This is a genomic window from Chenggangzhangella methanolivorans (assembly GCF_019797865.1).
Classification (GTDB): Bacteria; Pseudomonadota; Alphaproteobacteria; order Rhizobiales; family Methylopilaceae; genus Methylopila; species Methylopila methanolivorans.
On sequence record NZ_CP081869.1, the window covers coordinates 2,073,664 to 2,098,123 of the forward strand.

Consider the following 24,460-nt stretch of genomic DNA (forward strand, 5'->3'; position numbering starts at 1 on the left):
CCTCCAGTCAGATGTTGGCGTTGTTCGGATGAGATCTGTGCGCGGGATCGGGCGCAGGCCGTCGGGCGATCGTCAGGCCGAGCCCGGCGCCGATGAGTTGGCTGGAGGCGATGACAAGGAGGGTCACGACGAAAGCGTGAGCGATCTGGCTGGCGCCGGCGCGTGCTCCGCCGAGCGCATAGAAGACGCCGCCGATTACCGCGACGCTGAGCGCCACGCTGACCTGCAGGGTGGATCCGGTCACTCCTGCGATCATTCCCGAGAAGGCGGGCGAAACGCGGCTGGTGACCATCTGCATAAGGCCGGGCGTCGCAAGTCCCTGACCGGCTCCGGTCAGGAATAGCAGCGCGACCATCCAAATCTGGTCGGGCGGCGCGCCCGGCGTCGTGGTTCCGATCAGCCAGGCGATGCCGAACAGAGCGATCGCCTCCAGAGTCATGCCTAGTGGGGTGACGGTGAGCCCAAACACACCTCTCAGCGCCGGCGAAATGAGGGGGCCGAGCAGGTAGCCCAGGCCATAGGGCAGGAAGACCAGGCCTGCTTCCAGCGCGCTTAGGCGCACGGCCTGCTGCAGATAGACAGAGAACAGCAGGAAGAACGTCGAGATCGTGTAGAACAGCAACGCGATCGTCAGCCCGCGGGCCAGTCCAGGCGCGCCCAGGGCGCGGGGGTCAAGCAGCGGAGACCCGCTCGCCCGTGCGAGCGTCCCTTCATAGCGCCAGAAAGCGCCCGCCAGGATCGGAACGACGGCCAGCGACATCCACGTCCATAGGGGCCATCCCGCCTCTCGGCCTTCAGTAAGTGGGATGATCAGAGCGGCGAGCGTCGCCACCGAGAGCCCGGCCCCGACCAGATCGAGCTTGCGCGGATCGCGGGCGCGCGGCGCGCGCAGTAGCGGGACAGCAAAGGCGATGAGCAGGAACGCCACCGGCAGGTTGACGAGAAAGATCGCTCGCCACCCCAGTCCGAAGACATTCAACGAGATCAGCACGCCGCCCAAGGCCTGACCGACCACGGACGCCAAACCGAACACGGCGCCGTAGAGGCTGAGCGCGAGATGCTTCTCCTTCTCTGAAAAGCTCGCCTGGACCGAAGCGAGCGCCTGCGGCGCCATCACGGCGGCCGTCACGCCCTGGATTGCCCGGCCTGATACGAGCGCCCATGGAGACCAGGCGAGACCACAGAGCATGGACGCCAAGGCGAAGCCGAGCAGCCCGACAACGAACATCCGCTCTCGACCGAAGAGATCGCCGAGCCGTCCGCCAGTGATCAGAGTGACGGCGTAGAGGCCTGCATAAGCGGAAATGACCAGCTGCTCGACTGACGAAGACACGCCGAGGTCCTGCTGGATGGAAGGCAGAGCGACATTGACGATGAAGAAGTCGAGCGGAGGCAGGAAAGCGCCGACCAGCAGCACAGCGAACATCGCCCATCGCCGAGGGTCCAGCGCTACGACGTCTGGCTCAGTCGGGATACCAATCACATCTGGCGCAGGTGAGTTGCTAGCGCTCATGGCGTTTACCTTCACTGGCTGACACCGTGCTGGAGTGATCAGCCCCAAAAGCGACAGGAGCCGATGCGCCGCTCGGAGAGCGCGCCTCTATGGGCTTCGGAAATATTACGGAGGACGCGCCTCAGCCGATGGCGCATAACATAACTGCGCCAATTTACTTCGGAACTGACACAACTGTACTGTCGGCGTTCAGTTTTGTGCGGGCTGCTGTCGATGGCGCTCGACTTCCGTACTCTATCGGCGCCCGCTGTTGATCTCATTTAGCCGAGCAAGCGGCGCCGATCCGGCCAAGAGGACGCGCTGCGGTCCCCTCGGAAGATGGTCCTAGTCAGGGCCGGCGAGCTCTGAATCGTATTTCGAGGACGGCGAGCCGCACCGTCAGGTCAATCTTGTCTCCTCGACCCCGGGGGCGGGTCGCCAGGATCCGGCGCGATGCTTGTGCGACGGCGCATGGCTCGTCGAGGGCGCGCAATCTTCCGCTCAGTGCCGCGAAATGCCGTGCCGAACCTCTCGTGACCGACATCAATGGCGAGCGAATAGAGGGGTCGCGTCGATGTCCGAACGTGACCGGTGTGGCCTGCATCAAGCGGACGGTCTCAAGGACCGCAACGGGTCATCCGCGGCCAATGAAGCACGGCCGCCTGGCGCCAATAACGGAAGTTGCCGCTCGTCCTGAATGCCGACATTCAGCGGCGGTCTGTTCCATCCGTCGATCGCCGCCGAGGTCTCGCCCGAACGCCTCGACCGGTTCTTCATCAAGGAAGAGACCGGGTACCGGGCGTCGCCCGAACTCAGAGGTTCCGTGGTCTTCACCGTCCACGACGTCCTGTCCGACCCTCCGTTCTCGCGGCTTGATCTGGTTTCGTGCCGCAATCTCCTGATCTATTTCGGCCCCGAAGCGCATGCGCGCGTGATCGGCCTGTTCCACTTCGCGCTCAAAGACGGAGGGCTGCTTCTGCTTGGCGGGGCCGAGACCGCCGGCGACATCGCCGGGCGGTTCGAGCCGATCTCCAAGGCCCAGCGGCTGTACCGTCGCATCGGTCGCAGCCGTCCGATGGACTTCGGGTTCTCGGCCGGCGGCGCGCTGGAGGTCCGCAGCCCGCTACGCGCCGCCGGCCGTGAACCTCCGCCCCGCGCGACAGCGCTCGCGGATCTCACGCGAGAGCTCGTGCTCGCGGAGCACGCGCCAGCCGCCGTCCTGATCAACGCCCAATATGCTTGCCTCTACACGCTTGGACCGCTCGACCGATATCTGAAGATCCCGCAGGGCTACGCCTCGCATGATCTCCTCGCGATGGCCCCACAGGCGCTTCGCACGCGTCTCAGGAATGTCATCGAGGAAGCCGCCCGCACCCAGGCCCGCGCGACAGCGACGGGAGGAAAGGTCTCGCATGGCGGGGGCACGTACGAGCTGACGCTGACCGCGCAGGCGGCGCCGAACGAGGCTGAGCCTTTGACGCTGGTCTGCTTCATCGAAACACAGCGCCACGACGCCTCGCCCGGGCGGGATCTCTCGCCCCAGGAAACGGTCCGTGTTGATGAACTCGAAACTGAGCTGACAGCGACGCGGCTCGATCTTCAGACCGCGCTCCAGGAGCTCGAGAGGGCGACTGAAGAGGAGAAGACGTTCCGCGAGGAGGCGCTCTCGATCAGCGAGGAGTTCCAGTCCACCAACGAGGAGCTGGTCACCTCGAAGGAGGAGCTTCAATCGCTGAATGAAGAGCTGACGACGCTGAACACCCAGTTGCAGGAGACGCTCGAGCAACAGCGCCGGACCAGCGACGACCTACAGAACGTCCTCTTCAGCACCAACGTCGCGACGCTGTTTCTGGACGCCCAACTCAGGATCAGATTTTACACCCCCGCGATCCGATCACTGTTCAGCGTTATCCCGAGCGACGTTGGCCGTCCTCTCGCCGACCTCAGCGCGCTGTCGAACGACCTCGGCCTGCTCGACGACGCCCGCGAGGTGATGCGAACCTCCGTCTCGATGGAGACGGAAATCGAGACCAAAGACGACATCTGGTTCACTCGGCGGATTCAGCCCTACCGAACGCAGCACGGCGCGGTCGAAGGCGTCGTCATCACGTTCACCGACGTAACCGACAGACGTCGCGTCGCTCATGCGCTCGACGCCGCACGGCGCGTTTCCGACCAGGCCAACGCCGCCAAGACCCGTTTTCTCGCCGCCGCAAGCCATGATCTCCGTCAGCCGCTTCAGACCCTGTCGCTGCTGCACGGCTTGCTTGCGACCACGGTCCATCAGCCCGACGCACAGAACCTGCTCGTCCGAATGTCCGGCGCGCTCGGGGCGATGACCGGCATGCTCAACAAGCTGCTCGACGTGAACCAGATCGAAGCCGGGACGATCCAGATCGCAGCCGCGGATGTCGCGATTGGCGACCTGCTCAATCGGTTGAAGGACGAGTTCAGCTATCCGGCGAGCGCTCAGGGCGTCGAGCTGCGTGTCATCCCGTGCAGTCTCTCCGTTCGGAGTGACGGCCAGCTTCTGGAGCAGATGCTCCGCAACCTGCTGTCGAACGCGCTCAAATACACCGATCAGGGCAGGATCGTGCTCGGCTGTCGCCGGCGCGCGGGATCGGTTCGATTGGAGGTGTGGGACACCGGCGCCGGCATGCCGAGCGAAGAACTGTCTCTGATCTTCGACGAATATTACCAGATCGGCTCGCCCGCGCATGGGCGGGGCCGCGGCCTCGGGCTTGGCCTCTCGATCGTCAAGCGTCTCGCCGACCTTCTCGGCCATTCCATCCACGTCCGTTCGACGCCGTATCGCGGCTCAATGTTCTCGATCTCGGCCGATCGAGCGCTGTCGTCGCGGTTGGCGTCCGAGACTGTCGGAAGGCGGATCTCGCCGCCGCAACGGCGAACGCACGGCTCCAGGATTCTCGCGATTGACGACGATCCGCAGATCCGCGAGCTCTTGGCGCTTCTCCTCAGCCAGGCCGGCCATCAGGTCACCACGGCGCGCGACGGCGAAGACGCCTTGCGTCTTGCTAATCGCGGCGATGCAGGACCCGATCTCATCCTCGCGGACAACAATCTGCCCGGGGCGCTCAGTGGCGTCCAGGCTGCGAAGGAGCTGCGTACCCGACTGGATCGCGATATCCCGGTCATCATCCTGAGCGGCGACATCTCTACGTCGACGCTTCGGGAGATCGCCGACGCCGGCCACCATCGCTTGAGCAAGCCCGTCGAACCCTCGGCGCTTCTCGACCTCGTTGATCAACTATCATCGCCGCGACAAGAACAGGCCAGTTCCGCCGACCTCCAAAGCGAAACTTCAGTCGTGTATGTCGTCGATGACGACCCGATGGTGTTGGACGCCATGCGCGCAATCCTGGCGCACAGCGGCGCGACGGTCCTGACCTATTCGAGCGGTGAGGACTTTTTCGCGAACTATCGAAGTGGGTTGAGTGGATGCCTGCTTGTCGACGTCGGACTGCCGGGCATGAGTGGCCACGATGTGCTTCGTCGTTTGCGTCAGGATCACGACCCTCTGCCCACGATCATGATCACGGGCGCGGGCGAGATCGCGATGGCGGTCGACGCGATGAAGGCCGGCGCTTCCGACTTCATCTCAAAGCCCGTGACGCCTGACGACTTACTTGCGAGCGTCCGGCAGGCGCTTGACCAGTCGGTCGACGCCGGCCGTCGCGACGCGGCGCGGCGTCTCGCAGCGGAGCAGATCGCCGGGCTGACCATGCGCCAGCACGACATCCTCGGACGAATCCTTGCTGGGCATCCGAACAAGATCATCGCGAGCGATCTCGGCCTCAGTCAGCGAACGGTCGAAAACCACAGAGCGGCGATCATGGCCAAGACCGGCGCGAAATCACTTCCAGACCTTGTCCGTCTCGCAGCCACCGCGTCAAGCGACGGAACTGGTGCCTAAGTATTTTCCGAAGCTTGTCGGACCTCAGATCCTTTTCAAGGATCGCGGCTCAGCCCGCTCAAGATTTTGCCGAGCAGGTCGAATTCTGAGCATGCTCGGGGCGCGTGATGCTAAGGCAAAAAGCATATTGTGTCTCAAGACGTGGCAGACGGGAGTTTCCTACGTTTGTTGTGCTCGGCGCATTTGAGGCCTTTGCAACGGCTACAGCTTTGCGGACCAAATTCCGCGAAACCATAGACGTGAAAACAATCGACGGCGACCACGTCTCTACGTTTGAGCTGCTTCTGCTCATGGAGTTTCGACCGATCCTCGTTCGACTTCCAGCGATGGAATAACGATCGTTCTTCCCTCTAACTTGGATCGATGTCGTCAAGGCTTGAAATTTTGATTGCGTACGACCCGTCGTTGCCTGCTTGCTGTGCTGACCTAAGTTCCTGTCATCGTCGACAAAATACAGGCATCGGCGACTGGGAGATGCGACGCGCTCTCGCCCCTCTAGGGAGCGAGCGCGATGCGCCCCACACGCGAAAGTCGCCCACCATACTCGATTCAAAGGCTCAATTTTTTTACCGACGCGAGTTGGTGCGTCGTGGATAATGTCGGGGCCATCGTAGACGATGACAGGCTGCTTATCCGTCTTATAAAAGAAGACGCTCAACGCGAAGCGGACCGTCTAAATGGAATATCTGCGTCAGGCGAAATAAATAGCGCTGACTAAGCGCGTTCTTGTTTTGTATAGATATCGATAACAGTGAACATTTCGTTTTGTTCGTGAGCATTAATACTCACATTTATCTGCGATGAGTATATGTACTCATACTTTGAATCTAGGCGCGGGACCGCCTTCTTTCCGATTAGTCTGCCCATGCTCGAGGGGTGCCCTGGCGCGGACGAGGCGCTGGACGCATCAGCGGCGCCGTCACTCGGGGTCGGAGAGCCGTCCAGCATCAACAGCGGACTTCGTGTGTTCTCCGACAAGCAGACGTTCGATAGGCCGGTAACGTGTCACTGGAATTGGGGCGCTACCGCTGAACGCGCGTAGGGTCTCCACCCACCCTTAACCGGTCCCGGTGATCCTCTTGTGGATGGCCAAGACCCCGCGCCGACTTCGGGAGATCAAGCGGTCGACCGAGGCGTCCGACGCTGCAGTCGCGAGCCGTCCTCTTGTCCGCCGCCGCGATCCGCGGCAGGCGGAGCTCTTCCGCACAGAGTTCGTCCCGCCATGCAAGCCGACGCTCGTCACCGACGCGCCGACGGCCAAGGGCTGGGCGTTCGAGATCAAGCACGACGGCTACCGCATGCAGGCCCACGTGAACGGGGCGGTCCGGCTTTTTACGAAGTCCGGCCTCGACTGGGCCGACCGGGCGCCAAAGATCCGATCCGCCCTCGAGCGGCTGCCCGTCGAGGCCGCGGTGATCGACGCGGAAGCCGTGATGGTCGGCGAGGACGGTATCAGCGACTTCTTCGCCCTGCACTCGGCGCTGGCGAAGAAGCGCGCCCCGCAGGCATTTCTCTACGCGTTCGACCTGCTGCACCTCGACGGCCAGGACCTTCGGGAGCTGCCCCTCGACGAGCGGCGCCTGCTGCTTGAAGACCTGCTGCTGAGGGCGGGCGAACCGGAGGCGATTCGGTTCTCGGAAAATGTCGAGGGCGCGCCCGCCGACATCGTCGCCGCGGCTTGCCGGATGGGCCTCGAGGGCGTCGTCGCCAAGCGCCAGGATGCCCCCTATCGCTCGGGTCCCAGCAAAAGCTGGCTGAAGGTGAAGTGCACGCAGGTCGGCACGTTCGGTGTGACCGCCTACCTGCCGGGCTCGCGGTCCTTGGACCTAGCCGAGCTGAAGGACGGTGGCCTGGTCTCGGTCGGCTCGGTCGGGGCGGGCCTAAGCGAGCGCGCCGCGGACGCGATTAGGGCGCGGATTGCAGCCGAGGGCTTCGCCTTGGTCGAGGTCGAGTACCGCGGCCGGACGCCCTTGGGGAACCTCAGGCATCCGGCCTTAAAAGGCGTCGCGTCGGGCTAAGCGACCCGCGCGTCGACCTTCAGACCGTGGGCACGAGCTTGGCTGCAGCTTCCCGGTAGGTATGGAGGGGACGACCGAGGATTGTCGTCAGCCTCTCGACGTCGCCCGGTTCCGGGATCATGCCGTCGCTGACGTAACGCTCGGCCATCAGCCGCATCTCATAGGCCTGCCACTTCGGCATGAACGTCGCCATGTTCTGCTCGAAGGCGCTGGGGTCGTCGCCGCCGTAAACGACGGGGCGGCCCAGGAGGTCGGACCAGATCGCGGTCACATCGGCGCCCGTCAGCGTGTCTGGGCCAACCAGGTTGATGGTCTCGATCGGCAGCTTGCCGGGCGCCTGGTCGCGCCGGATTAGCTCGATGGCTGCGACCTCGGCGATGTCACGGGCGTCCACCATGGCGACGCCCTTGGCGCCGATCGGCATAGGGTAGACGCCGTGGTTCACGATGACGTCCCTGACCATGACCTCGTTGTCGATGAAGTAGGACGGCCGCAGGATCGTGGCGCTGAAGCCCTCCTGCTCGAGCATCCGCTCCGCCCCGGACTTCACCGCGAAGTGCGGCACGTTCGCGAAGCGGTCGGCGTGGATCACCGAGAGGTAGACGACCCTGTCGACCCCCGCCTCGCGGGCCACGTTGAGCGTGATGATCGCCTGGGTGAATTCATCGCCCGTGACGGCGTTCAGCAGGAACAGCGTGGTCACGCCGTCGAACGCCTTGCGCAGCGCTTCGATGTCGAGAAGGTCGCCCTGCGCGACGTCGACCTCCTTCGGGAAATCCGCCTTCGAGGCGTCACGGGTGAGGACGCGCACGGCCGCGCCGCGCTTGACGAGCTGGTCGACGACATGGCGGCCGACGCGGCCGGTGGCGCCGGTGACGAGAATGGTCATTGGAATCGCTCCTGTTCGGGTTGAGGACAGCCCGAAAGTGAGTGATCCACATTCGTCTCGATAGACGCTATATCTGAACGCTGTGTCTCACTGGTGGAACAGATGGATCTGCTTGCGCTCGCCGACTTCAATCTCGTCGCCCGCCATGGCGGGTTCGGAAAGGCCGCTCGCGCGGCCGCACGCCCGAAGGCCACGCTGTCCCGACGGGTAACCGAGCTGGAAGCTAGCCTCGAGCTCCGCCTGTTCGAGCGAGGGGCCCGTGTCTTGAAACTGACTGAGGAAGGCCGCGCGCTGTTCGAGCGGACTGCTGTGATGCTGACCGAGCTGGACGAGACGGCGACCGAGATCGCATCCCGCGGAGGCCGTCCGCGGGGGAGGCTCAGGATCAGCGCGCCGTCGCTGTTTTCCCAGACGACCATGGGAAGACTCGCCGCGGGCTTCGCGCTGAAGCATCCCGACGTCAGGCTCGAGGTCACGGCCGAGGATCGGCCCGTCGACATGATCGAGGAAGGCTATGACCTCGTCATCCGGGTGAACCCGGAGCCTGACGCGACGTTGGTCGGCCGCGTCTTCCTCCGCGACCGCCTGGTGGTCGTGGCGAGTCCCGGTCTCGCACGCCCCTTGATCGGCAGCGAAGCCGTCCCGGCCGTCGTGAGGGGATCGGTGGGTGGTGCCGAAGCCTGGCAGGTGAGCACGCAGGAAGGGCGATCATCCATCGCCGTGGATCCCAAGCTGGGGCTGTCGTCGCTCGTCATGGTGCGAGACGCGGTTCGCATGGGCGTCGGCGCGGCCCGGCTTCCGCTGTCGCTCGCCAGTCCCGACATCGTCGCCGGACGACTTGCGCACTGGGGCGACGTCGAGGGACCCGAGACCACGTTGTGGGCGCTGTACCCGACCCGACGGCTTCTCAGCGCTCGCGTGGCGGCGTTCCTGGACCACTTGAGGGATGCCTTCCCGAACGGGAGCCCTGACGAGCTCGCCGCCTACGTCAGTCAGAGCGCGGGTTGATCCGGGGCTAGCCCGCCCTCGCCACCGGGAGCTCGTCGACCCGCGTCGTGTAGCGCGGCGAGCGCATCTCGAACTTCGTCGCCCACGGCATTTTCATGCCCGCCGCCGCCGAGATGATGGCGCCTCGGCCGAAGCGCGCATTCACGGCGTCGACCGCGGCCATCATCCGGTCGGCCTTCTCGCGGTCGCGCCCGCCGATCAGCGCAGCGGGCGCGTGGTCGGCGCGGACCAGGTCGTCCAAGATCACGCCCGCCTTCGCGAGCTTGGCGCCGCGCGGTGGCCAGAGGCGACGCGCCCCGCGGGAGGCCGCCGCGATGAGCGCCAGCCCGTCGCTCGTCGCCTCGATTAGGTCCTCGGTGGCGCCCGCGGAGAAGTGCGGGTCGCCGTTGTGGAGGTTGGAGTGCGCGAACACCGACAGGTGCGTCGCGGCGAGGCCGTGGCGCCGCAGCTTCTCGCCCGCGCGGAAGGCGTGCGAGGCCACGGCCTCGATGAGGCCCTCCAGCGTGGTCACCGGTCGTCCGAAGCTGCGCGTGACGGCGATGCCCTTCCGCTGAGGAACAACAGTCTCGAGGTCGATGCAGGTGACGCCGCGGAGCTCGTGGAGCGTCCGCTCGCCGACGACGGTGAACTTCATCCGGATCTGACGTGGGTCCATGCGCGCGAGGTCGCCCGCCGTTTTGATCCCCAGCGCCTCCATCTTCGCCCACGACCGCGGTCCGACGCCCCACACGTCTGAGACGTGGAAGCGGTCGAGCCTGGCCTGTCGCTCGGCCGGATCGGTGAGGTCGACGACGCCGCGGGCCTCGGGATCCTTCTTGGCCATGGCGTTGGCCGCCTTAGCCAGGGTCTTGGTGGGCCCGATGCCGACGCAGGTCGGAACGCCCGTCCAGCGCAGCACGGTCGCGCGCAAGTCCCGGGCCAGCTCGGCCCGTTCGGACAGCCGGAAGTTCGAGAGATCGAGAAAGCTCTCGTCGATCGAGTAGGTCTCGACCTCGCGAGCCCAGGATTCGTAGATCCAGCCCATTCTGCGGCTCATGTCTCCGTAGAGCGTGTAGTTCGAGCTGTAGACCGCGATCCGTTCGCGGCGGCAGAGGTCGCGGATCTTGAAGAAGGGGTCGCCCATCTTGATGCCGAGCGCCTTGGCCTCGGAGGTCCTTGCGATCGCGCAGCCGTCGTTGTTCGACAGCACGATCACGGGACGGGTCGCGAGCTTGGGATCGAACACGCGCTCGCAGGAGCAGTAGAAGCTGTTGCCGTCGATGAGGGCGAAGGAACGCTCGGTCACGGGCGCACCGCCCGTAGGCGGTGCAGGTTCCACGTGACGACGCCCCAGAGCTCGATCTCGGCCAGCTCCGGCGCCTCGAAGTCCGGGAGCCGCCTGTTGGCGAAGGCGAGCCGCGGACGGCCCGCCAGCGAGAGCCGCTTCAGCGACCGCTCGCCGTTCACGATGGCGACGACCACGTCGCGGTCGCGCGGCTCGAGGCTTCGGTCGACCACCAGGATGTCCCGGTCGAAGATCCCCGCGTCCTGCATGCTGTCGCCGTCCACCCGCCACAGGAACGTCGCCGGCGGGTTGGTGATGAGCAGCCGCGCCACGTCGACCGCGTCCTCGAGGAAGTCGTCGGCCGGAGACGGGAAGCCCGCGCAGAGGCCGTGCTCGAACATCGGCACCCGAAGCTCGGGGCCGAGCGCGACCGCACGGACGAAGCGGCTCACGGGGCGGGCCTCGGCGGCTGCAGTCCGCGCCGATAGCCGAGGGACACGTTACGCTCGGCGTTCTCCAGAAGGGCGATCAGGGACCTGATCGCGGCGCGCTCGCTTCCAGCCTGCCGAATCGCGTCGTCGACGGCGCGCTCGACGTCCGAGCCCTCGTCTTCCAGCAGCTTGTCCGCGACGTCCGGCATCCAACTCTCCCAAAAGGAGCGCAAGGATGCATGAGAACATTTAGGGAACAAGTCCGTTCCTGATCGGAGCGACGCGTCAGTCCGCCTCGGGGCACCGGACGCTGTCTCCGAACGTCCATGTCCGCAGGACGTTGCCTGTCTGAGGGTGGCGCAGACGCGCCGCCGAATTCTTTCAGGAGACGGGCATGAGCGACAACGACGTGGTCGGATGGGTCTTCGACGACAAGGACGGCGGCCGCTGGGCGGTGCAGGCCGACAGCAAGGAGGCGGCGATGGAGATCTTCACGAAGACCGCACCTTCCAAGACCAGCATCGTCGACGAGCACACCATTCCGAGCGCGGACGCTGCTCGTTACCAACTCGAGCAAGGCAAGGCCGTCCAGCAGGCGAAGGCATGAAGACGAACCTCATCGCCTACGGCTTCACGGCCGTCGCTTTCCTTGTCATCGACGGGATCTGGCTCGGTCTCGTTGCCCGTGGCTTTTACAGGAGCCAGATGGGCGACCTGATGTCGCCCAGTCCCAGCATCGCCGCGGCGGCCGCTTTCTACCTGATCTTCGTGTTCGGGCTGGTGTGGTTCGCGGTCTCGCCGGCGCTTGCGTCGGGATCGTGGACGACAGCGTTGGTCAACGGAGCGGTCCTCGGTCTCGTCGGCTACGCGACCTACGACCTCACGAACCTCGCCGTGGTGCGCGGCTTCCCGCCGATGCTGGCGATGGTCGACCTGGCTTGGGGAACGGTCCTGTCCGCGGTCGCCGCAACAGTCGGCTTCGTCGCAACGCCGGCGGTCTCAGGCTGACGCGCTCCGGCCGTGAAGGCTGGTCCTGTAGCCCCGCGGCCGCTCAACCTCAACTGAAGGACTGTCCATGAACACCGCCCTCATCGTCGGCGTGACCGGGATCGCCGGAAGCGCGCTCGCCGAGTCCCTCGTCGCCGACGGATGGAAGGTCCTTGGTCTCGCACGCAACCCCGAGAGACAGGAGGGGGTGAAGCCGATCGCAGCCGACCTGCTGGACGAGGCCGCGCTCCGGGGAAGCTGTCAGGCGCAAAGCCGATGCACGTGTTCATCACGAGCTGGCTGCGACAGGACACAGAGGCCGAGAGCATCCGTGTCAACGGCGCGATGGTCCGCAACATCCTCACGGCCGTCGGGCCGGCGGGGGTCGGTCCGGCACGTTGCGTTGGTCACGGGCCTGAAGCACTACCTCGGACCCTTCGAGGCCTATGGGAAAGGCGACCTGCCCAAGACGCCGTTCCGCGAGAACCAGGGTCGGCTCGACGTCGCTAATTTTTACTACGCGCAGGAGGACGAGCTGTTCGCTGCGGCGAAGCGGGACGGCTTCACCCGGTCGGTCCACCGCGCCCACACGGTGATCGGCAAGGCCGTTGGGAACGCGATGAACATGGGGACGACGCTCGCGGTCCACGCGACGATCTGCAAGGAGACGGGACGACCTTTCCTGTTCCCGGGCTCCCTGGCGCAGTGGGAGAGCCTGACTGACATGACGGACGCCCATCAGCTCGCGGCGCAGATGCTGTGGGCCGCCACGACGCCGGAGGCCGCCGACACCGCGTTCAACATCGTCAACGGCGACGTCTACCGATGGTCGTGGATGTGGGGCCGGATCGCCGAGTAGTTCGAGCTCCCATACGTCGAGTTCGACGGGGTTGTCCGGCCGCTCGAAGAGCAGATGGCCAAAGACGACGAGACCTGGCGCAAGATCGCCGTGACACATGGTCTCGCGGAGCGAGAGCTCGGCCGTCTCGCTTCCCCTTGGCACACCGACGCCGACCTCGGCAGGCCGATCGAGGTCGTGACCGACATGAGCCGATGCCGGAAGCTCGGCTTCACGGGCTATGTCGCGACCGACGACGCGTTCTTCTCGCTGTTCGAGCGGCTTCGGCAGGAGCGGCTGATCCCGTAGGATTCCGCGATTCTGTTAGCTCCCGATCGGTTCGGCCGCGGCTTCGTCGAGACCGGTCCCGGCCTGGACCGCGAGCGCGCGATCTGCGGCCTGCGAGTCGAAGTACTCCCCGAGGGTGCGGACCTTGCCCCACTTCAGGGTGAAGACGTGCAGGCCGCGGTTCTCGTACCGACTGCGACCGTCGCGAAGGCCTCGGTCGCCCTCCATCGCGCGAACACGGTCGTGTTCCAAGGTCCGCCAGTCATCCAAACTTCGTCCAGCGTTATGCGGAGCGTGGGGAAGACGCGCCCCATGCGCTCGACCCACTTGCGGACGGCCTACTTACCGCGTCGCTCGCCTCCGAGCGCGTGCGTTCCGGACACGCGGTGATGGACGTCTGGGCCATGTCCTTGACCACAGCGTCCCATCGGCGGACGTTCACGTCGTCGAAGCTCAGGCGGATCTTCTTCTCGACGATGTAGGCGTAGACCATGGAGCGTTTCCTTCGCTGTTGCGCCGCCTGCCGCCGGCCGGGCGGGCCGACGGCGCCATGAGACCTTGGCGGACAGTCTTCGGTGGAGAGGCAGCGTCCTTGGCGGACCGGGCCGCTACCGATCGGCCTTGATCGAGCGGAACTGGAAGCTCTTCGGCATCTGCCCCTTGAGCGACGGATCGACGAGATTGACGATCTGGCCTTCGGCGACCCAGATGACGTCCCCGACGCGGGTTAGGCCCGTCGGTCCCGCGAACTCCTTGATCATCGTCAGCGTCGCCTTGCCGTCGGCGATCGTGACCTGCGACAGCGGCCCGCCGCCCTCGACCATCAGGAAACCGGCGCCGTCCGTTAAGGCCGTCCGGGAACTTCAGCGGCCGCGCCGTCTCTATCTTCTCAATCTTGCCGACCGCGCCGGAATCAACCTCCATGCGGAACAGCTCGCCGCTGATGAAGGTGTTGGCGTAGAGGAAGCCGTCGGCCCCAAACGCGAGGCCGTCGAGGCCGCCCTTGAGCCGGTCGTCCTGCGCCCACACCTGCATCTTCGTTTCGCCGAAGGCGAGGCGCAGGATCTGCGGCTGGGCCGTGTTCGAGACGTAGAGCGCCTTGTCGGGGCCAATCGCCATGTCGTTGCAGATCGCGGGCCTCGACGGCAGCTCGACGCTGATCCGGCCTTCGCCGGTCGTGAGGTCGAAGCCCTTCACGAACGAGCCCTCGATCTCGGTCGGGCCCTTGGCTCCGAGTTGGGAGGCGTCGTTGGAGCAGACCCAGAGCAGCCCGTTGGCCTCGTCGGCCAGCACGCCGAAGGTCGAGCGCGTTCCGAAGGCCCCTGGCTTGATCCAGACCTCAGCTTCGGCCGACCCTGGCTTGGCGCGCACTATGCCGCCATGGGTGAGGCTTCCGGCGTAGAGCGTGCCGTCCGCCGTTGCCGTCACGCTTTCGGGGAACGGCGAGCCGGCCGGAACTGCGATCGTCGCCGGATCAGCCGTCGCGGCGGACGCGGCGCCGAAGACGAGGCCTGCGGTGGCGAGCGCTTTCCAGCTCCGTGTTCTTTTCATCGTTCGGTCCTCCTGATCGGGGTCTTGTTCGGCGCCGCGCTCAAGCGACCTCAGCCTTGGCAACGGTCTTCTTCGGGCGCATGCTGGCCATTGCATGTCCCATGATCGTGGTCCGGGCCCCGCGCGGGAGGGGTGCGAGCGACCAACCCAGGAACTTGGCGACGAAGCCGGGTCGCACAGTTCCGGATCGGCCGAGCGCCGCGATCGTGGCGCGCGCCACGTCTTTCGTGGTCGCGGCGAAGCCCATATTCATGTTCGCGCGGCTCGCGAAGCCGCTGTGCGTCGGCCCCGGAGCGGTGGCCAGCACATCGACGCCGCGTGGCTTCAGCTCGCGCGAGAGCCCATCGGCAAGGCTCTGCACGAACGCCTTCGTTGCGGCGTAGTTGGCTGCGCCGGCCGCTCCCTGGAAGGCGAGGACGGAGCTGAACAAGACGAGCCCACCGCGGCCGCGGGCGGCCAGACGGCGGCCGAACACGGTGGAGATTTCGACGACCGAGCGGCAATTGAGGTCGACCATGTCGAGCTCTGTTTCGAGCGAGGCGTCGAGCAACGCGCCTGAAGTGCCGAACCCGGCGGCCGCAACGACAAGGCCGATGTCGAGTTCAGCCGTCGCCTTGTCGAGCTGCGCCGCCCCGCCGCGGGGCCCGAGATCGCTCGCCACGACGCGCGTCTCGACGCCGTTCCTGCCGAGATCGGCCGCGAGCGCTTCGAGCGCCTCCTGCCGCCGGGCGACCAGCACGAGGTTAAAGCCGTCCTGAGCGAGCTGCTCGGCGATGGCGCGCCCGATCCCATCGGAGGCGCCCGTCACGAGCGCCCAGGGACCGTAGCGGCGCAGGTTCGGGCTTGGGTTCCCGGCCCGGTCGGATGCTTGCAGGCTCATGTCGGTTTTCCTGTGTTTCGGTCGTTGATGGGATGGCTTAGGCGTGGACGGGCGCGTTCGGAGCCGCCGCGATCGGCGCCGGCTTCGCGCCCGTCTCCGGACGGATGCGGAACCAGATCGCGTAGAGCGCCGGCAGGAAGAGCAGGATGAGGACCGTGCCGGCCGCTGTGCCGCCGATCAGCGTGTAGGCGAGCGAGCCCCAGAACACGGACAGCGTCAGCGGCATGAAGGCGAAGACGGCGGCAAGCGCGGTCAGCACCACGGGACGCGCGCGCTGGACGGTTGCTTCCACCACCGCCTCGTAGGGGCTCATGCCCTCCTCCTCGTTGGTGTGGATCTGCCCGATGAGGATCAGCGTGTTGCGCATCAGGATGCCGGACAGGCCGATCATCCCGAGGATGCCGTTGAAGCCGAACGGCACGTTGAACAGGAACAGCGTGGGCATGACCCCGACGAGGCCGAGCGGCGCCGTCAGGAACACCATGAACATCGCCGAGAAACTACGGACCTGCAGGATGAGCGTCAGCAGGATGAAGCCGACCATCACGGGGAAGATCGGGACCAGCGCGGCGTTGGCCTTGGCGGAATCCTCGGCGTTGCCGCCGATCTCGATGCGGTAGCCGGGAGGGAGCGCCGCGATCGTCGGCTCAAGCGCCTTGAACACTTCCGCCGTGACCTGCGGCGGCTGCAGGCTTTCGTCGATGTCGCTCTGCACCGTGATGGTCGGGATGCGGTTGCGTCGGCGCAGGGCCGGGTCTTCCGGAGACTCGACATGGCCGATCTGGCTGAGCGGCACGGGAGCGCCCTCGCGATTGACGATGGTGAGGTCGCCGAGCCGGCCGAGGTCGGGCGCCGCGCCGAGGTCGCTCCGCACGACGAGGGCGACGGCGCGGATGTCCTCGCGGACCTGGGCGACGGTCACGCCGCGAAGCAGGACCTGGAGCTGGTCGGAGACGTCCGCAGTGGTGAGCCGATGGCCTGCAGGCGGTCCTGGTCGAGCACGAAGCGCGCCGTCGGGGCCCGCTCGCCCCAGTCCTGATTGACCGTGCGCGTGTTGGGGTTCGCCGTCATCACGGCCTGGACCGTGTCGGCGATCCCGCGCAGGACCTGCGGGTCCGGTCCCATGACGCGGAACGCGACGGGATAACGCGAGTAGGGGCCGAACACGAGCTGGGAGACGCGCACCTGCGCTTCGGGCGTGAGGCCGTTCGCGATCTCTTGCCGCGCCTTCAGCTTCAGCGCCTCGCGCTGTTCCTCGCTTCCCGTCAGCACGACGATTTTGGCGAAGGACGGGTCGGGCAGTTCGGGGTTGTAGGAGAAGAAGAAGCGCGGCGCGCCGGCCCCGACATAGGCCGTGACGATCTTGGCTTCCGGCTGCTTGAGCAGCCAGTCCTCGACGCGTCTGGTGGTGCGGCTGGTGACGTTAATCCCGGTGCCTTCCGGCATCTGGACCTCGAGCAGCACTTCCGGACGGTCGGAGGTCGGAAAGAACTGCTGCTTGACCGCGCCCATGCCGACGACGGACGCGCCGAACATCAGGGCCACGGCGCCCGCGACCACAAACTTCCGCCGGATCGACCAGCGTACGAGGCGCCGGAAGCGTTCGAACATCGGCGTCGAGTAGATCTGTCCGTGCGCGTCGCCCGGGAGCTTCTTGATGTCGGGCAGCAGCTTCACGCCGAGATAGGGGGTGAAGGCCACCGCGACGACCCACGAGGCGAGCAGCGCGAAGCCCGTCACCCAGAAGATGTTGCCCGCGTACTCGCCCGCGCTCGACGCCGCAAAGCCCACGGGCAGGAAGCCGAACACCGTGACCACGGTGCCGGCCAGCATGGGCGCGGCGGTGTGCGACCAGGCGTAGGTCGCGGCCTCGACCCGGCTCAGGCCCTCCTCAAGCTTCACCACCATGATCTCGATGGCGATGATGGCGTCGTCGACCAGCAGGCCGAGCGAAAGAATGAGCGCGCCGAGCGTGATGCGGTCGAACATCCGGCCCGTGATCATCATGACCACCAGCACGATCGCGAGCGTCAGCGGCACGGCCGCCGCCACCACGACGCCGACGCGCCAGCCGAGGCTGATGAGGCACACGACCATGACGACCGCGAGCGCGGCGTAGAATTTCAGCATGAACTCGCCGACCGCCTCGTCGATGTTCACCGCCTGGTCGGACACCTTCGAGATCGTCACGCCGACGGGCAGATCCGCGCCGAGCGTGGCCTCGGCCCTTTCGAGAGCCTTGCCGAGATCGAGACCGTTCCACCGTTCCTTCATGACGACGTTGAGGAGCAGCGCGTCCTCGCCGCCGTTGCGCACGAGCAGCGTCGGCGGGTCCTCGTAGCCGCGCTCGACGCTCGCGATGTCGGAGAGCTTGAGCGTGCGGCCGTTGGCGACGATCGGCGTGTCGCGGATGCGGTCGAGGCTGTCGAGCGCGCCGTCGAGGCGCACGAACACTTCCGGCCCCGATGTCTCGACCGAACCGGCGGGGGTGACGGCGTTCTGGCGCTGCAGCGCGCCGAAGACGTCGTTGGGGCTGACCCCGAGCGTCGAGAGCCGCGCATAGGAGAAGTTGACGAAGATCCGCTCCGGGCGCTCGCCCATGATGTCGACCTTCTTCACGCCCGGCACCTGCAGAAGGCGCTGGCGGAGGGTCTCGGCGTGGCGCACGAGCTGCCGCTCGGGCAGGCCATGGCCTTTGAGCGCGTAGACCGCGAAGGCGACGTCGGAATACTCGTCATTGACGAAGGGCCCGAGCGCGCCCTGCGGGAGCCGGGTCTTGAGGTCGCCGAGCTCAAGCTTCTTGCGCGCCTCGTAGAACTGCCCGGCCACTACCTGGGGCGGCGTCGAGTCGCTGAGGTTGAGGGTGAGCAGCGCAAGGCCCGGCCGCGCCAAGGTCTCGACCCTGTCGTAATACTGAAGCTCCTGGAGCTTCTTCTCGATCGGGTCGGCGACGAGGTCCTGCATCTCCTGCGCGGTGGCGCCGGGCCAGACCGCCGTCACGGTCATGACCTTGACGGTGAACAGTGGATCCTCGCCGCGGCCGAGCTTGAGGTAGGCGACCGCGCCCGCGACGATGATCGCGATGATGAGGAACAGCGTGATCCCGCGTTCGCGGACGGCGAGCGCCGAGAGGTTCCAGCCGCTCACTGCATCGCCGCCTTGTTCTCGGCGACGCGGATCTCCTCGCCCTCGCGCAGGAAGCGTCCGCCGGTCGCGACCACCGTCTCGCCGGTCGCGAGGCCCTCATCGAGCGTGGCGAAGTCCGCGCCGAGGCGCGCGACCCTGACCGGGCGCCGCTCGAGCTTGGGCCCGTCGGCCACGGTCCAGACGAAAGCGCCGGACCCGTCGTCGTTCAGCGCGGCGAGCGGCACCCGCGTGCCGGTCGCCGCGCCGCCGATTGGAACGCTCACCGTCACCGTCGCGCCGAGCGGCGCGCTGGCGGCGTCGCCGCCCAGCACGTAACGCGCCTCGTAGGTCCGGGTGCGCGGGTCCGCGGCGTCGGACAGCTGGCGAAGCGTCGCCGTGCCCTTCAACTCGCCGCCGTAAAGCGACGCCTGCGCTTCCGCGCCGAGTTGCGGGCGCACGCTTTCGGGCAGGCTGATGGACGCCTCGCGCGATCCGCTGCGGGCGATGCGCAGGACGACCTGGCCCGCTGAAACCACCTGCCCGGGCTCGCCCAGGGTCTCGACCACGACGCCGTCCTCGTCGGCCTTCAGCAGCGAATAGGCGCTCTCGTTGCGCGACATCTGGGCCTGCGCCTTCGCGGCCTCGAGCTGGGCGTTCGCGGTGTCGAGCGCGGCCTTGGCCTGCTCGTAGCGCTGCTGCGTCGACCAGCCCGCCTTGCGGAGCTCGCGGTAGCGGATTTCGTCGGCGGCGGCCTGCTTCTGGACCGCGTCGGCGGAGGCCACCGCCCGCTCGCGGGACGTGATCGTCAGATCCAGGTCGGTCCGGTCGATGCGCATCAGGGATTGGCCGGCCTTCACGCTCGCGCCCGTGTCCACGAAGCGCTCGACGATCTTGCCCGGCACGCGGAAGCCGAGATTGCTCTGGACCTCGCCGCGACGACGCCCGTGAAGGATCTGCGCTGGGCCGCGGCCGGCTCGACCTTCGCGGTCTGGACGATGCGCGCCGCCTGGCGCGGGTCGGCCTGCGCCTCCGGCTTGCAGCGCCAAGTGCAAGCGCCGCGGTCGCGACGCCCATGAGGCAGGCAGTGCGGACGCCGGTCATCGATCTCTCCCAACAGGTCTTTACATATTACAGCCATCATATAAAAAGATCTGGCGTCGCTTGCAAGCGGATTCTTCGGCCGCTTCCCTCGGAGGGTCGGGGGACGCTCGCTGCTTCGCCGCTGCGGCCGGCTTTCGGCCTGGCCCGTCTTGCGACCCACCGGATTTGGTCGTGGTCGGCCGCAGCGACCCGAAAACCGCGTCGATCCCGGCGCGGGCGGAACAGAGAACGGCAGGAGCATTCGCCATGAGCCATCCGCGACGCGTCGTGGTCACCGGAATGGGTCTCGTGACGCCGCTCGGCGTCGGCGTGGCGCCGGTCTGGCGGCGTCTCGTCTCCGGGCGGTCGGGGATCCGCCGCCTGCCGGACGCGATGGTTCTGGACGTCGCCGCGAAGGTCGGCGGGGTCGTTCCGTCGATCACCGAGGATCCGGAGGCGGGATTCGACGTCGACTCCGTGGTCTCGCCCAAGGACCAACGGAAAAATGGACCGCTTCATGACTTTCGCGATCGCGGCTGCCGACGAGGCGATTGCGCAGGCGGGCTTGCGCCCGTCGACGGCCGAGGAGCGAGAGCGGACCGCGACGATCATCGGGTCAGGCATCGGCGGCTTTCCGCAGATCGTTGAGGCGGTCCGCACGACGCACGACAAGGGGGTGAGGCGGCTGTCGCCGTTCACCGTGCCTTCGTTCCTCGCCAATCTCGCAGCCGGATGGGTGTCGATCCGGCATGGCCTGAAGGGCCCGCTCGGGGCGCCCGTCACCGCTTGCGCCGCCGGCGTCCAGGCGATCGGCGACGCCGCGCGCATGATCCGGGCCGACGAGATCGACGTTGCGGTCTGCGGCGGCGCGGAGGCCTGCATCGACCGCGTCAGCCTCGGCGGCTTCGGGGCGGCGCGCGCGCTCTCGAGCGCCCACAACGACGATCCGGCGCTCGCCTCCCGTCCGTTCGACGCCGCGCGCGACGGCTTCGTCATGGGCGAAGGCGCTGGAATCCTCGTGATTGAGGCGCTCGAGCATGCGCTGGCGCGCGGCGCGAGGCCGATCGCCGAGCTCGTCGGCTACGGCACGAGCGCAGACGCCCACCATCTGACGGCCGGCCCCGAAGACGGTGACGGCGCCCGGCGCGCGATGCTGCTGGCGTTGAAGCAGGCAAGGCTCGCCCCTTCTGAGGTGGACCACATCAACGCGCACGCGACCTCGACCGGTGGGCGACCTCGGCGAACTCGCCGCGATCCGTTCGGTGTTCGGGACCCGGGCAGGTCCGGCAATCACTTCGACGAAATCGGCGACCGGGCACCTGCTCGGGGCGGCGGGGGGCGTTGAGGCCGTCTTCGCGATCCTCGCGATGCGGGACGGGATCGTGCCGCCGACCCTCAACCTCACCGACCCCGATCCGGCGGCCGCCGGACTCGACCTCGTGGCGCTGACGAGTGGCCGGGCGCCGATCGAGGTAGCCATGACCAACGGCTTCGGCTTCGGCGGCGTGAATGCGAGCGCGATTTTCCGGCGCCTGTCCTGACGCTGTCGACCTCCGTCAAGCGCGGCGGCTCCAATCGGCCGTCGCCGTCAGCGCGCCCATGGCGACGCCGTAGAACACCAGGCCGACGGCGACCGCGGCGAACACGATCCAGAGCGACACGCCCAGCGTCGCCGCGAGCGCCGCTCCGCCGATCGCGATCACGGTGCGGCCGAGCGTGACGGCGAGCGGCTTGCCGAGCCGGCCCGCGCCCTGGGCCGCGAAGTAGAGCGACATGCCGAAGGCGAAAGAAGCCGTAAGCGGGTCCCGCGATCCTGAGGTAGCTCGACCCCGCGGCGATCATCTGCGGATCGGAGCCGAAGAGCCCGAGCCAGGCGGCCGGCGCCGCGGCGGCCGCGAGCCCGATGGCTTCGGCGGCGACGAACGCGAAGGCCGCGCCCGTAAACGCGATCCGCTTTGCGCGCACGACGTCGCCCGCTCCGATATTCGTGCCGACGAGCGGCACCAGCGGCGCGCCGAAGCCGAACGACAGCGGGATCAGCAGGTATTCGAGCCGGGCGCCCGTCCCGTAGCCCGCCAGCGCGCCGGACCCCGCCATGTGCCCGACGACCGCGGTGACCACGATGAAGATCAGGTTGGTCTGGACGGACGTCAGCGAGGCGAGCGCGCCGACCTTGAGGATGTCGGCGAAGAACCGCCATTCGAGGCGCTGGGGCTTCAGCCGGATGAGGCTTCGGCCCGACAGGACGTGCCAGGCGAGATAGAAGCACCGAGCGCGTTGAAGATCATGATCGCCGGCCGCCGCCGGGCACGCCGAGCCCCGGCAGCGGCCTGTAGCCGTAGATTAGAAGCGGCGAGAGGGGAATGATCAGGATTACGCCGAAACACACGACGCCGGCCGGAACCAGCATGTCGCCCGTGCCCCGGAGCGCGCTCGCGAGCGCGTTCATGACCCAGAGCAGCACGTTGCCCGCGAACACCACGTTCGAGTAGGCGACCGCCGCCTCGAGCGCGCCGCCCTCCGCGCCGAGCATGGCGTAGAACGGGCGTCCGTAGGCGAGCGCGAGAACCGCGAACGCCGCGCCGATCGCGCCGAGCAGCACGACGCCGTGGAACGCGACGCGGTCTGCGTCGTCGCGGCGGCCGGCGCCGAGCGCCCGCGCCACCGCGGACGAAACCCCGCCGCCCATGGCCCTACCGAAAGCATCTGCATCAGCATAAAGGGCGGAAACACCAGCGCCATGCCCGCGAGCGCGTCCGACCCCAGCCTGCCGACCCAGTAGGTCTCGATCAGGCCAGTCGCCGCCTGCAGCAGCATCACGACGAGGTTCGGCCACGCCATCTTGAGGATCAGCGGCGCGACCGGCGCCTCGAGCATTGCGCGCGTGCGGGGGTCGAGGGCCGACGTATCCAGCGGAAACGCAACCGCCGCGGCGGTCACGCCGGGAAGTTCGTCTTCAGGCGCTCGCGGCAGACATCGAGCACGCGGTCGGACAGGGCCTTATCGTCCCGGCACGCGCGCGCCAGCACGATCGCGCCGATCATCCCGGCGTAGAGCGCGAGCACGTCGTCGCTTGCGTCGTCGCCGAGGCCGAGCGTCTTGCTGATGCGCGTCGCAGCCTCCCGCGCGCCGTCCGCCGCCGCACGTTGCACCACCGTGTCGCCGCGGGAGGTCTCCGCCCCCAGCGCCGCGATTGCGCAGCCGGCTTCTGGATGATCGCGATGACCACGGCTCACATACTCGTCGATCGCCGCCGCCGCGCGATCCTTCCGCGGCCCTTTCGATCGCTCTGCGGCTCGCACCAAATGGTCGGTCGTTCCCTGCAGGGAACGGGTCACGGCCTCCGCGACCAGCGCGTCCTTCGAGCTGAAATGGGCGTAGAAGCCGCCATGGGTCAGCCCGGCCTCCTTCATGAGCGCCGGCACGCTGACGCTGTCGACGCCGTCGCGCCGGAACAGCGCGGCGGCCTGCGACAGGATGCGCTCGCGGGTGCGGCTTGTGCTCCTTGCTAAGCGGCATGTGCGTGTCTCCTCGTCTGCTCCGCCGTCCGCTCGAGGGGATCGACGTTTCACTCTTTGTATGTCGTATATAATATCATGTTACGGATGTCATCTTAAAGCCTACGGCAGAATGAGCCGCTGTGACCAGAGGGACCTCGGTCTCCCCAAGGCGATCTGATCCTCCTTCGTTCAGACAACGGAGCCCGAAGCATGACCGACAACGCAGGCGCCTCTACCCCAAGGGTGCTGTTCATCGACGATCTGCAGGTCGGGCAGCGCTTCACCAGCGTCGAGACCAGAGTCGATCGAGACGAGCTTGTTGAGTTCGCTGAACGGTACGACCCGCAGCCTTTCCATCTCGACGACGAACGCGCGCGGTCCACGATCTTCAAATGACTCGCCGCCAGTGGATGGCACACCGCCTCGCTCTCGATGAGCCTGCTCGTCGACACGCTGCCATTTGCGTGCGGCGTCGTGGGGCTGGGCGTCGAGGTGTCGTGGCCAGCTCAGACCCGCCCCGGGGACGTGCTCCATGTGGACGGCCACGTCGCAGCCATCGAGCGCACAGGGCGGAGCTCCGGCGTCGTCACCATGAAAAGCCGCACCCTGAACCAGCGGGAGAGGCAGTCCAAGAGATGACCGCAAGGCTGCTTGTCCAGGCCCGGCCAAAGACCGCGCCGAACTGATCCCAGGCGGCGCGGGCAGGTGACTTGAGTTCCGGCTCGGAAGTCCAGCGAGTTATCGAATTGAGGAGCTGACGATGAATAGGTTTTGGAACGGATTGCGGACGCTGGAAGAAGCGCTCGCCGGACTGGACGATCCGCATGGCGAGAGGTTCTCTCGCATCGAGAAGAGGCTGCGCGATCTCGAAGGACGGCTGGATCAGATCGAGGGCTTTGCGGACGGCTCGCCGGAACAGCAGAACTCGGCGCCAGGGTCGGAAGGCGTCGTCGCCGCGGGATGACCCGGCGCAACCGTAGTGTCACGGCGGCGTCGAGTTGACCCAAGCTTCCAACAGACCGAGCCGATGGCGCGCAGACTGAAGCGATCGGGCAAGGGCTCGCCGGACCGGCGACCGCACGTCGTCCGGAACGATAGCGTTCGCGGAACGATCATTACTCACGATGTCGTGAGCAAGATGAGCAGATTTGCCAAGCCCTAATGAAAGAGCTCG

At 66.9% G+C, this 24,460-nt stretch carries 20 protein-coding genes and 5 pseudogenes; 10 read left to right on the forward strand and 15 right to left on the reverse strand.

What is annotated here, in order from left to right; translation table 11 throughout:
* Window positions 1-7: 7 nt before the first annotated feature.
* Window positions 8-1,513 carry an MFS transporter gene (locus K6K41_RS10815; protein ID WP_261405042.1) on the reverse strand — a complete coding sequence of 502 codons (1,506 nt, stop codon included), beginning with the start codon at window positions 1,511-1,513 and terminating at the stop codon, window positions 8-10.
* Between the two features lie 676 nt (window positions 1,514-2,189).
* Between K6K41_RS10815 and K6K41_RS10820 the strand changes: the two genes are divergently transcribed.
* Both K6K41_RS10820 and K6K41_RS10825 read left to right on the forward strand, forming a co-directional pair.
* A complete protein-coding gene (locus tag K6K41_RS10820) occupies window positions 2,190-5,426 on the forward strand; it encodes a response regulator (protein ID WP_261405043.1) in 3,237 nt (1,078 codons plus the stop codon).
* Between the two features lie 1,298 nt (window positions 5,427-6,724).
* Window positions 6,725-7,444 (forward strand): ATP-dependent DNA ligase, encoded by a 720-nt coding sequence (locus tag K6K41_RS10825; RefSeq protein WP_261405044.1) that lies wholly within the window; start codon window positions 6,725-6,727, stop codon window positions 7,442-7,444.
* Window positions 7,445-7,463: 19 nt separating this feature from the next.
* On the opposite strand, the gene K6K41_RS10830 is transcribed toward K6K41_RS10825, so the two are convergent.
* On the reverse strand, window positions 7,464-8,333 hold the full coding sequence (locus K6K41_RS10830) for an SDR family oxidoreductase (RefSeq protein WP_261405045.1): 870 nt from the start codon (window positions 8,331-8,333) through the stop codon (window positions 7,464-7,466).
* Window positions 8,334-8,435: 102 nt separating this feature from the next.
* Here K6K41_RS10830 and K6K41_RS10835 point away from each other — a divergent pair, with 102 nt between their 5' ends.
* The gene (locus tag K6K41_RS10835) at window positions 8,436-9,341 is read left to right on the forward strand and encodes a LysR family transcriptional regulator (RefSeq protein WP_261405046.1); all 906 of its coding nucleotides are present in this window, start codon (window positions 8,436-8,438) and stop codon (window positions 9,339-9,341) included.
* 7 nt (window positions 9,342-9,348) lie between these two features.
* On the opposite strand, the gene K6K41_RS10840 is transcribed toward K6K41_RS10835, so the two are convergent.
* From K6K41_RS10840 to K6K41_RS10850, 3 genes are read right to left on the reverse strand one after another with little or no spacing between them, the layout of a single operon-like run.
* On the reverse strand, window positions 9,349-10,626 hold the full coding sequence (locus K6K41_RS10840) for a Y-family DNA polymerase (protein ID WP_261405047.1): 1,278 nt from the start codon (window positions 10,624-10,626) through the stop codon (window positions 9,349-9,351).
* The gene (locus K6K41_RS10845) at window positions 10,623-11,006 is read right to left on the reverse strand and encodes a LexA family protein (protein ID WP_261405703.1); all 384 of its coding nucleotides are present in this window, start codon (window positions 11,004-11,006) and stop codon (window positions 10,623-10,625) included. The genes K6K41_RS10840 and K6K41_RS10845 overlap by 4 nt, the downstream gene beginning before the upstream one ends.
* A 47-nt stretch (window positions 11,007-11,053) precedes the next feature.
* A complete protein-coding gene (locus tag K6K41_RS10850; protein WP_261405048.1) occupies window positions 11,054-11,245 on the reverse strand; it encodes a hypothetical protein in 192 nt (63 codons plus the stop codon).
* Between the two features lie 185 nt (window positions 11,246-11,430).
* Here K6K41_RS10850 and K6K41_RS10855 point away from each other — a divergent pair, with 185 nt between their 5' ends.
* From K6K41_RS10855 to K6K41_RS10865, 3 genes and pseudogenes are all read left to right on the forward strand, one after another.
* Window positions 11,431-11,643, forward strand: a complete 213-nt coding sequence (locus K6K41_RS10855) for a hypothetical protein (RefSeq protein WP_261405049.1) — start codon at window positions 11,431-11,433, stop codon at window positions 11,641-11,643.
* Window positions 11,640-12,044 (forward strand): DUF2177 family protein, encoded by a 405-nt coding sequence (locus tag K6K41_RS10860; protein ID WP_261405050.1) that lies wholly within the window; start codon window positions 11,640-11,642, stop codon window positions 12,042-12,044. Before K6K41_RS10855 ends, K6K41_RS10860 begins: the two co-directional genes overlap by 4 nt.
* A 67-nt stretch (window positions 12,045-12,111) precedes the next feature.
* A pseudogene (locus K6K41_RS10865) lies at window positions 12,112-13,170 on the forward strand (SDR family oxidoreductase).
* A 15-nt stretch (window positions 13,171-13,185) separates the two neighbouring features.
* Here K6K41_RS10865 and K6K41_RS10870 read toward each other — a convergent pair.
* The 5 genes and pseudogenes from K6K41_RS10870 to K6K41_RS10890 form a co-directional block, all read right to left on the reverse strand.
* Window positions 13,186-13,377 carry a nuclear transport factor 2-like protein gene (locus tag K6K41_RS10870; protein WP_261405051.1) on the reverse strand — a complete coding sequence of 64 codons (192 nt, stop codon included), beginning with the start codon at window positions 13,375-13,377 and terminating at the stop codon, window positions 13,186-13,188.
* A gap of 225 nt (window positions 13,378-13,602) precedes the next feature.
* A complete protein-coding gene (locus K6K41_RS10875) occupies window positions 13,603-14,700 on the reverse strand; it encodes an SMP-30/gluconolactonase/LRE family protein (protein WP_261405052.1) in 1,098 nt (365 codons plus the stop codon).
* 40 nt (window positions 14,701-14,740) lie between these two features.
* A complete protein-coding gene (locus K6K41_RS10880; RefSeq protein ID WP_261405053.1) occupies window positions 14,741-15,580 on the reverse strand; it encodes an SDR family NAD(P)-dependent oxidoreductase in 840 nt (279 codons plus the stop codon).
* A 37-nt stretch (window positions 15,581-15,617) separates the two neighbouring features.
* Window positions 15,618-18,727: pseudogene (locus K6K41_RS10885) on the reverse strand (efflux RND transporter permease subunit).
* Window positions 18,724-19,752: an efflux RND transporter periplasmic adaptor subunit gene (locus tag K6K41_RS10890; protein WP_261405054.1), complete on the reverse strand. Its 1,029-nt coding sequence runs from the start codon at window positions 19,750-19,752 to the stop codon at window positions 18,724-18,726. The pseudogene K6K41_RS10885 and the gene K6K41_RS10890 overlap by 4 nt, the downstream one beginning before the upstream one ends.
* Before the next feature lie 301 nt (window positions 19,753-20,053).
* Between K6K41_RS10890 and fabF the strand changes: the two are divergent.
* Window positions 20,054-21,327, forward strand: a pseudogene (gene fabF / locus K6K41_RS10895) (beta-ketoacyl-ACP synthase II).
* A 15-nt stretch (window positions 21,328-21,342) separates the two neighbouring features.
* Here fabF and K6K41_RS10900 read toward each other — a convergent pair.
* The 5 genes and pseudogenes from K6K41_RS10900 to K6K41_RS10920 form a co-directional block, all read right to left on the reverse strand.
* Window positions 21,343-21,561, reverse strand: coding sequence for a hypothetical protein (locus K6K41_RS10900; RefSeq protein ID WP_261405055.1), 219 nt, complete (start codon window positions 21,559-21,561; stop codon window positions 21,343-21,345).
* Between the two features lie 64 nt (window positions 21,562-21,625).
* Window positions 21,626-21,883: pseudogene (locus K6K41_RS30370) on the reverse strand (MATE family efflux transporter); the annotation flags it as partial.
* A gap of 187 nt (window positions 21,884-22,070) precedes the next feature.
* Window positions 22,071-22,475 carry an MATE family efflux transporter gene (locus K6K41_RS10910; RefSeq protein ID WP_261405057.1) on the reverse strand — a complete coding sequence of 135 codons (405 nt, stop codon included), beginning with the start codon at window positions 22,473-22,475 and terminating at the stop codon, window positions 22,071-22,073.
* A 62-nt stretch (window positions 22,476-22,537) separates the two neighbouring features.
* A pseudogene (locus K6K41_RS29415) lies at window positions 22,538-22,663 on the reverse strand (hypothetical protein); the annotation flags it as partial.
* A gap of 59 nt (window positions 22,664-22,722) precedes the next feature.
* Entirely contained in the window at window positions 22,723-23,358 is a 636-nt protein-coding gene (locus tag K6K41_RS10920) for a TetR/AcrR family transcriptional regulator (protein WP_261405058.1), read from the reverse strand.
* Window positions 23,359-23,496: 138 nt separating this feature from the next.
* Here K6K41_RS10920 and K6K41_RS10925 point away from each other — a divergent pair, with 138 nt between their 5' ends.
* The 3 genes from K6K41_RS10925 to K6K41_RS10935 all read left to right on the forward strand — a co-directional run bounded on the left by K6K41_RS10925 (window position 23,497) and on the right by K6K41_RS10935 (window position 24,250).
* Window positions 23,497-23,682 (forward strand): hotdog family protein, encoded by a 186-nt coding sequence (locus tag K6K41_RS10925; RefSeq protein WP_261405059.1) that lies wholly within the window; start codon window positions 23,497-23,499, stop codon window positions 23,680-23,682.
* Window positions 23,683-23,718: 36 nt separating this feature from the next.
* Window positions 23,719-23,925, forward strand: a complete 207-nt coding sequence (locus K6K41_RS10930; RefSeq protein WP_261405060.1) for a hotdog family protein — start codon at window positions 23,719-23,721, stop codon at window positions 23,923-23,925.
* 121 nt (window positions 23,926-24,046) lie between these two features.
* A complete protein-coding gene (locus K6K41_RS10935) occupies window positions 24,047-24,250 on the forward strand; it encodes a hypothetical protein (RefSeq protein WP_261405061.1) in 204 nt (67 codons plus the stop codon).
* Window positions 24,251-24,460 lie beyond the last annotated feature (210 nt).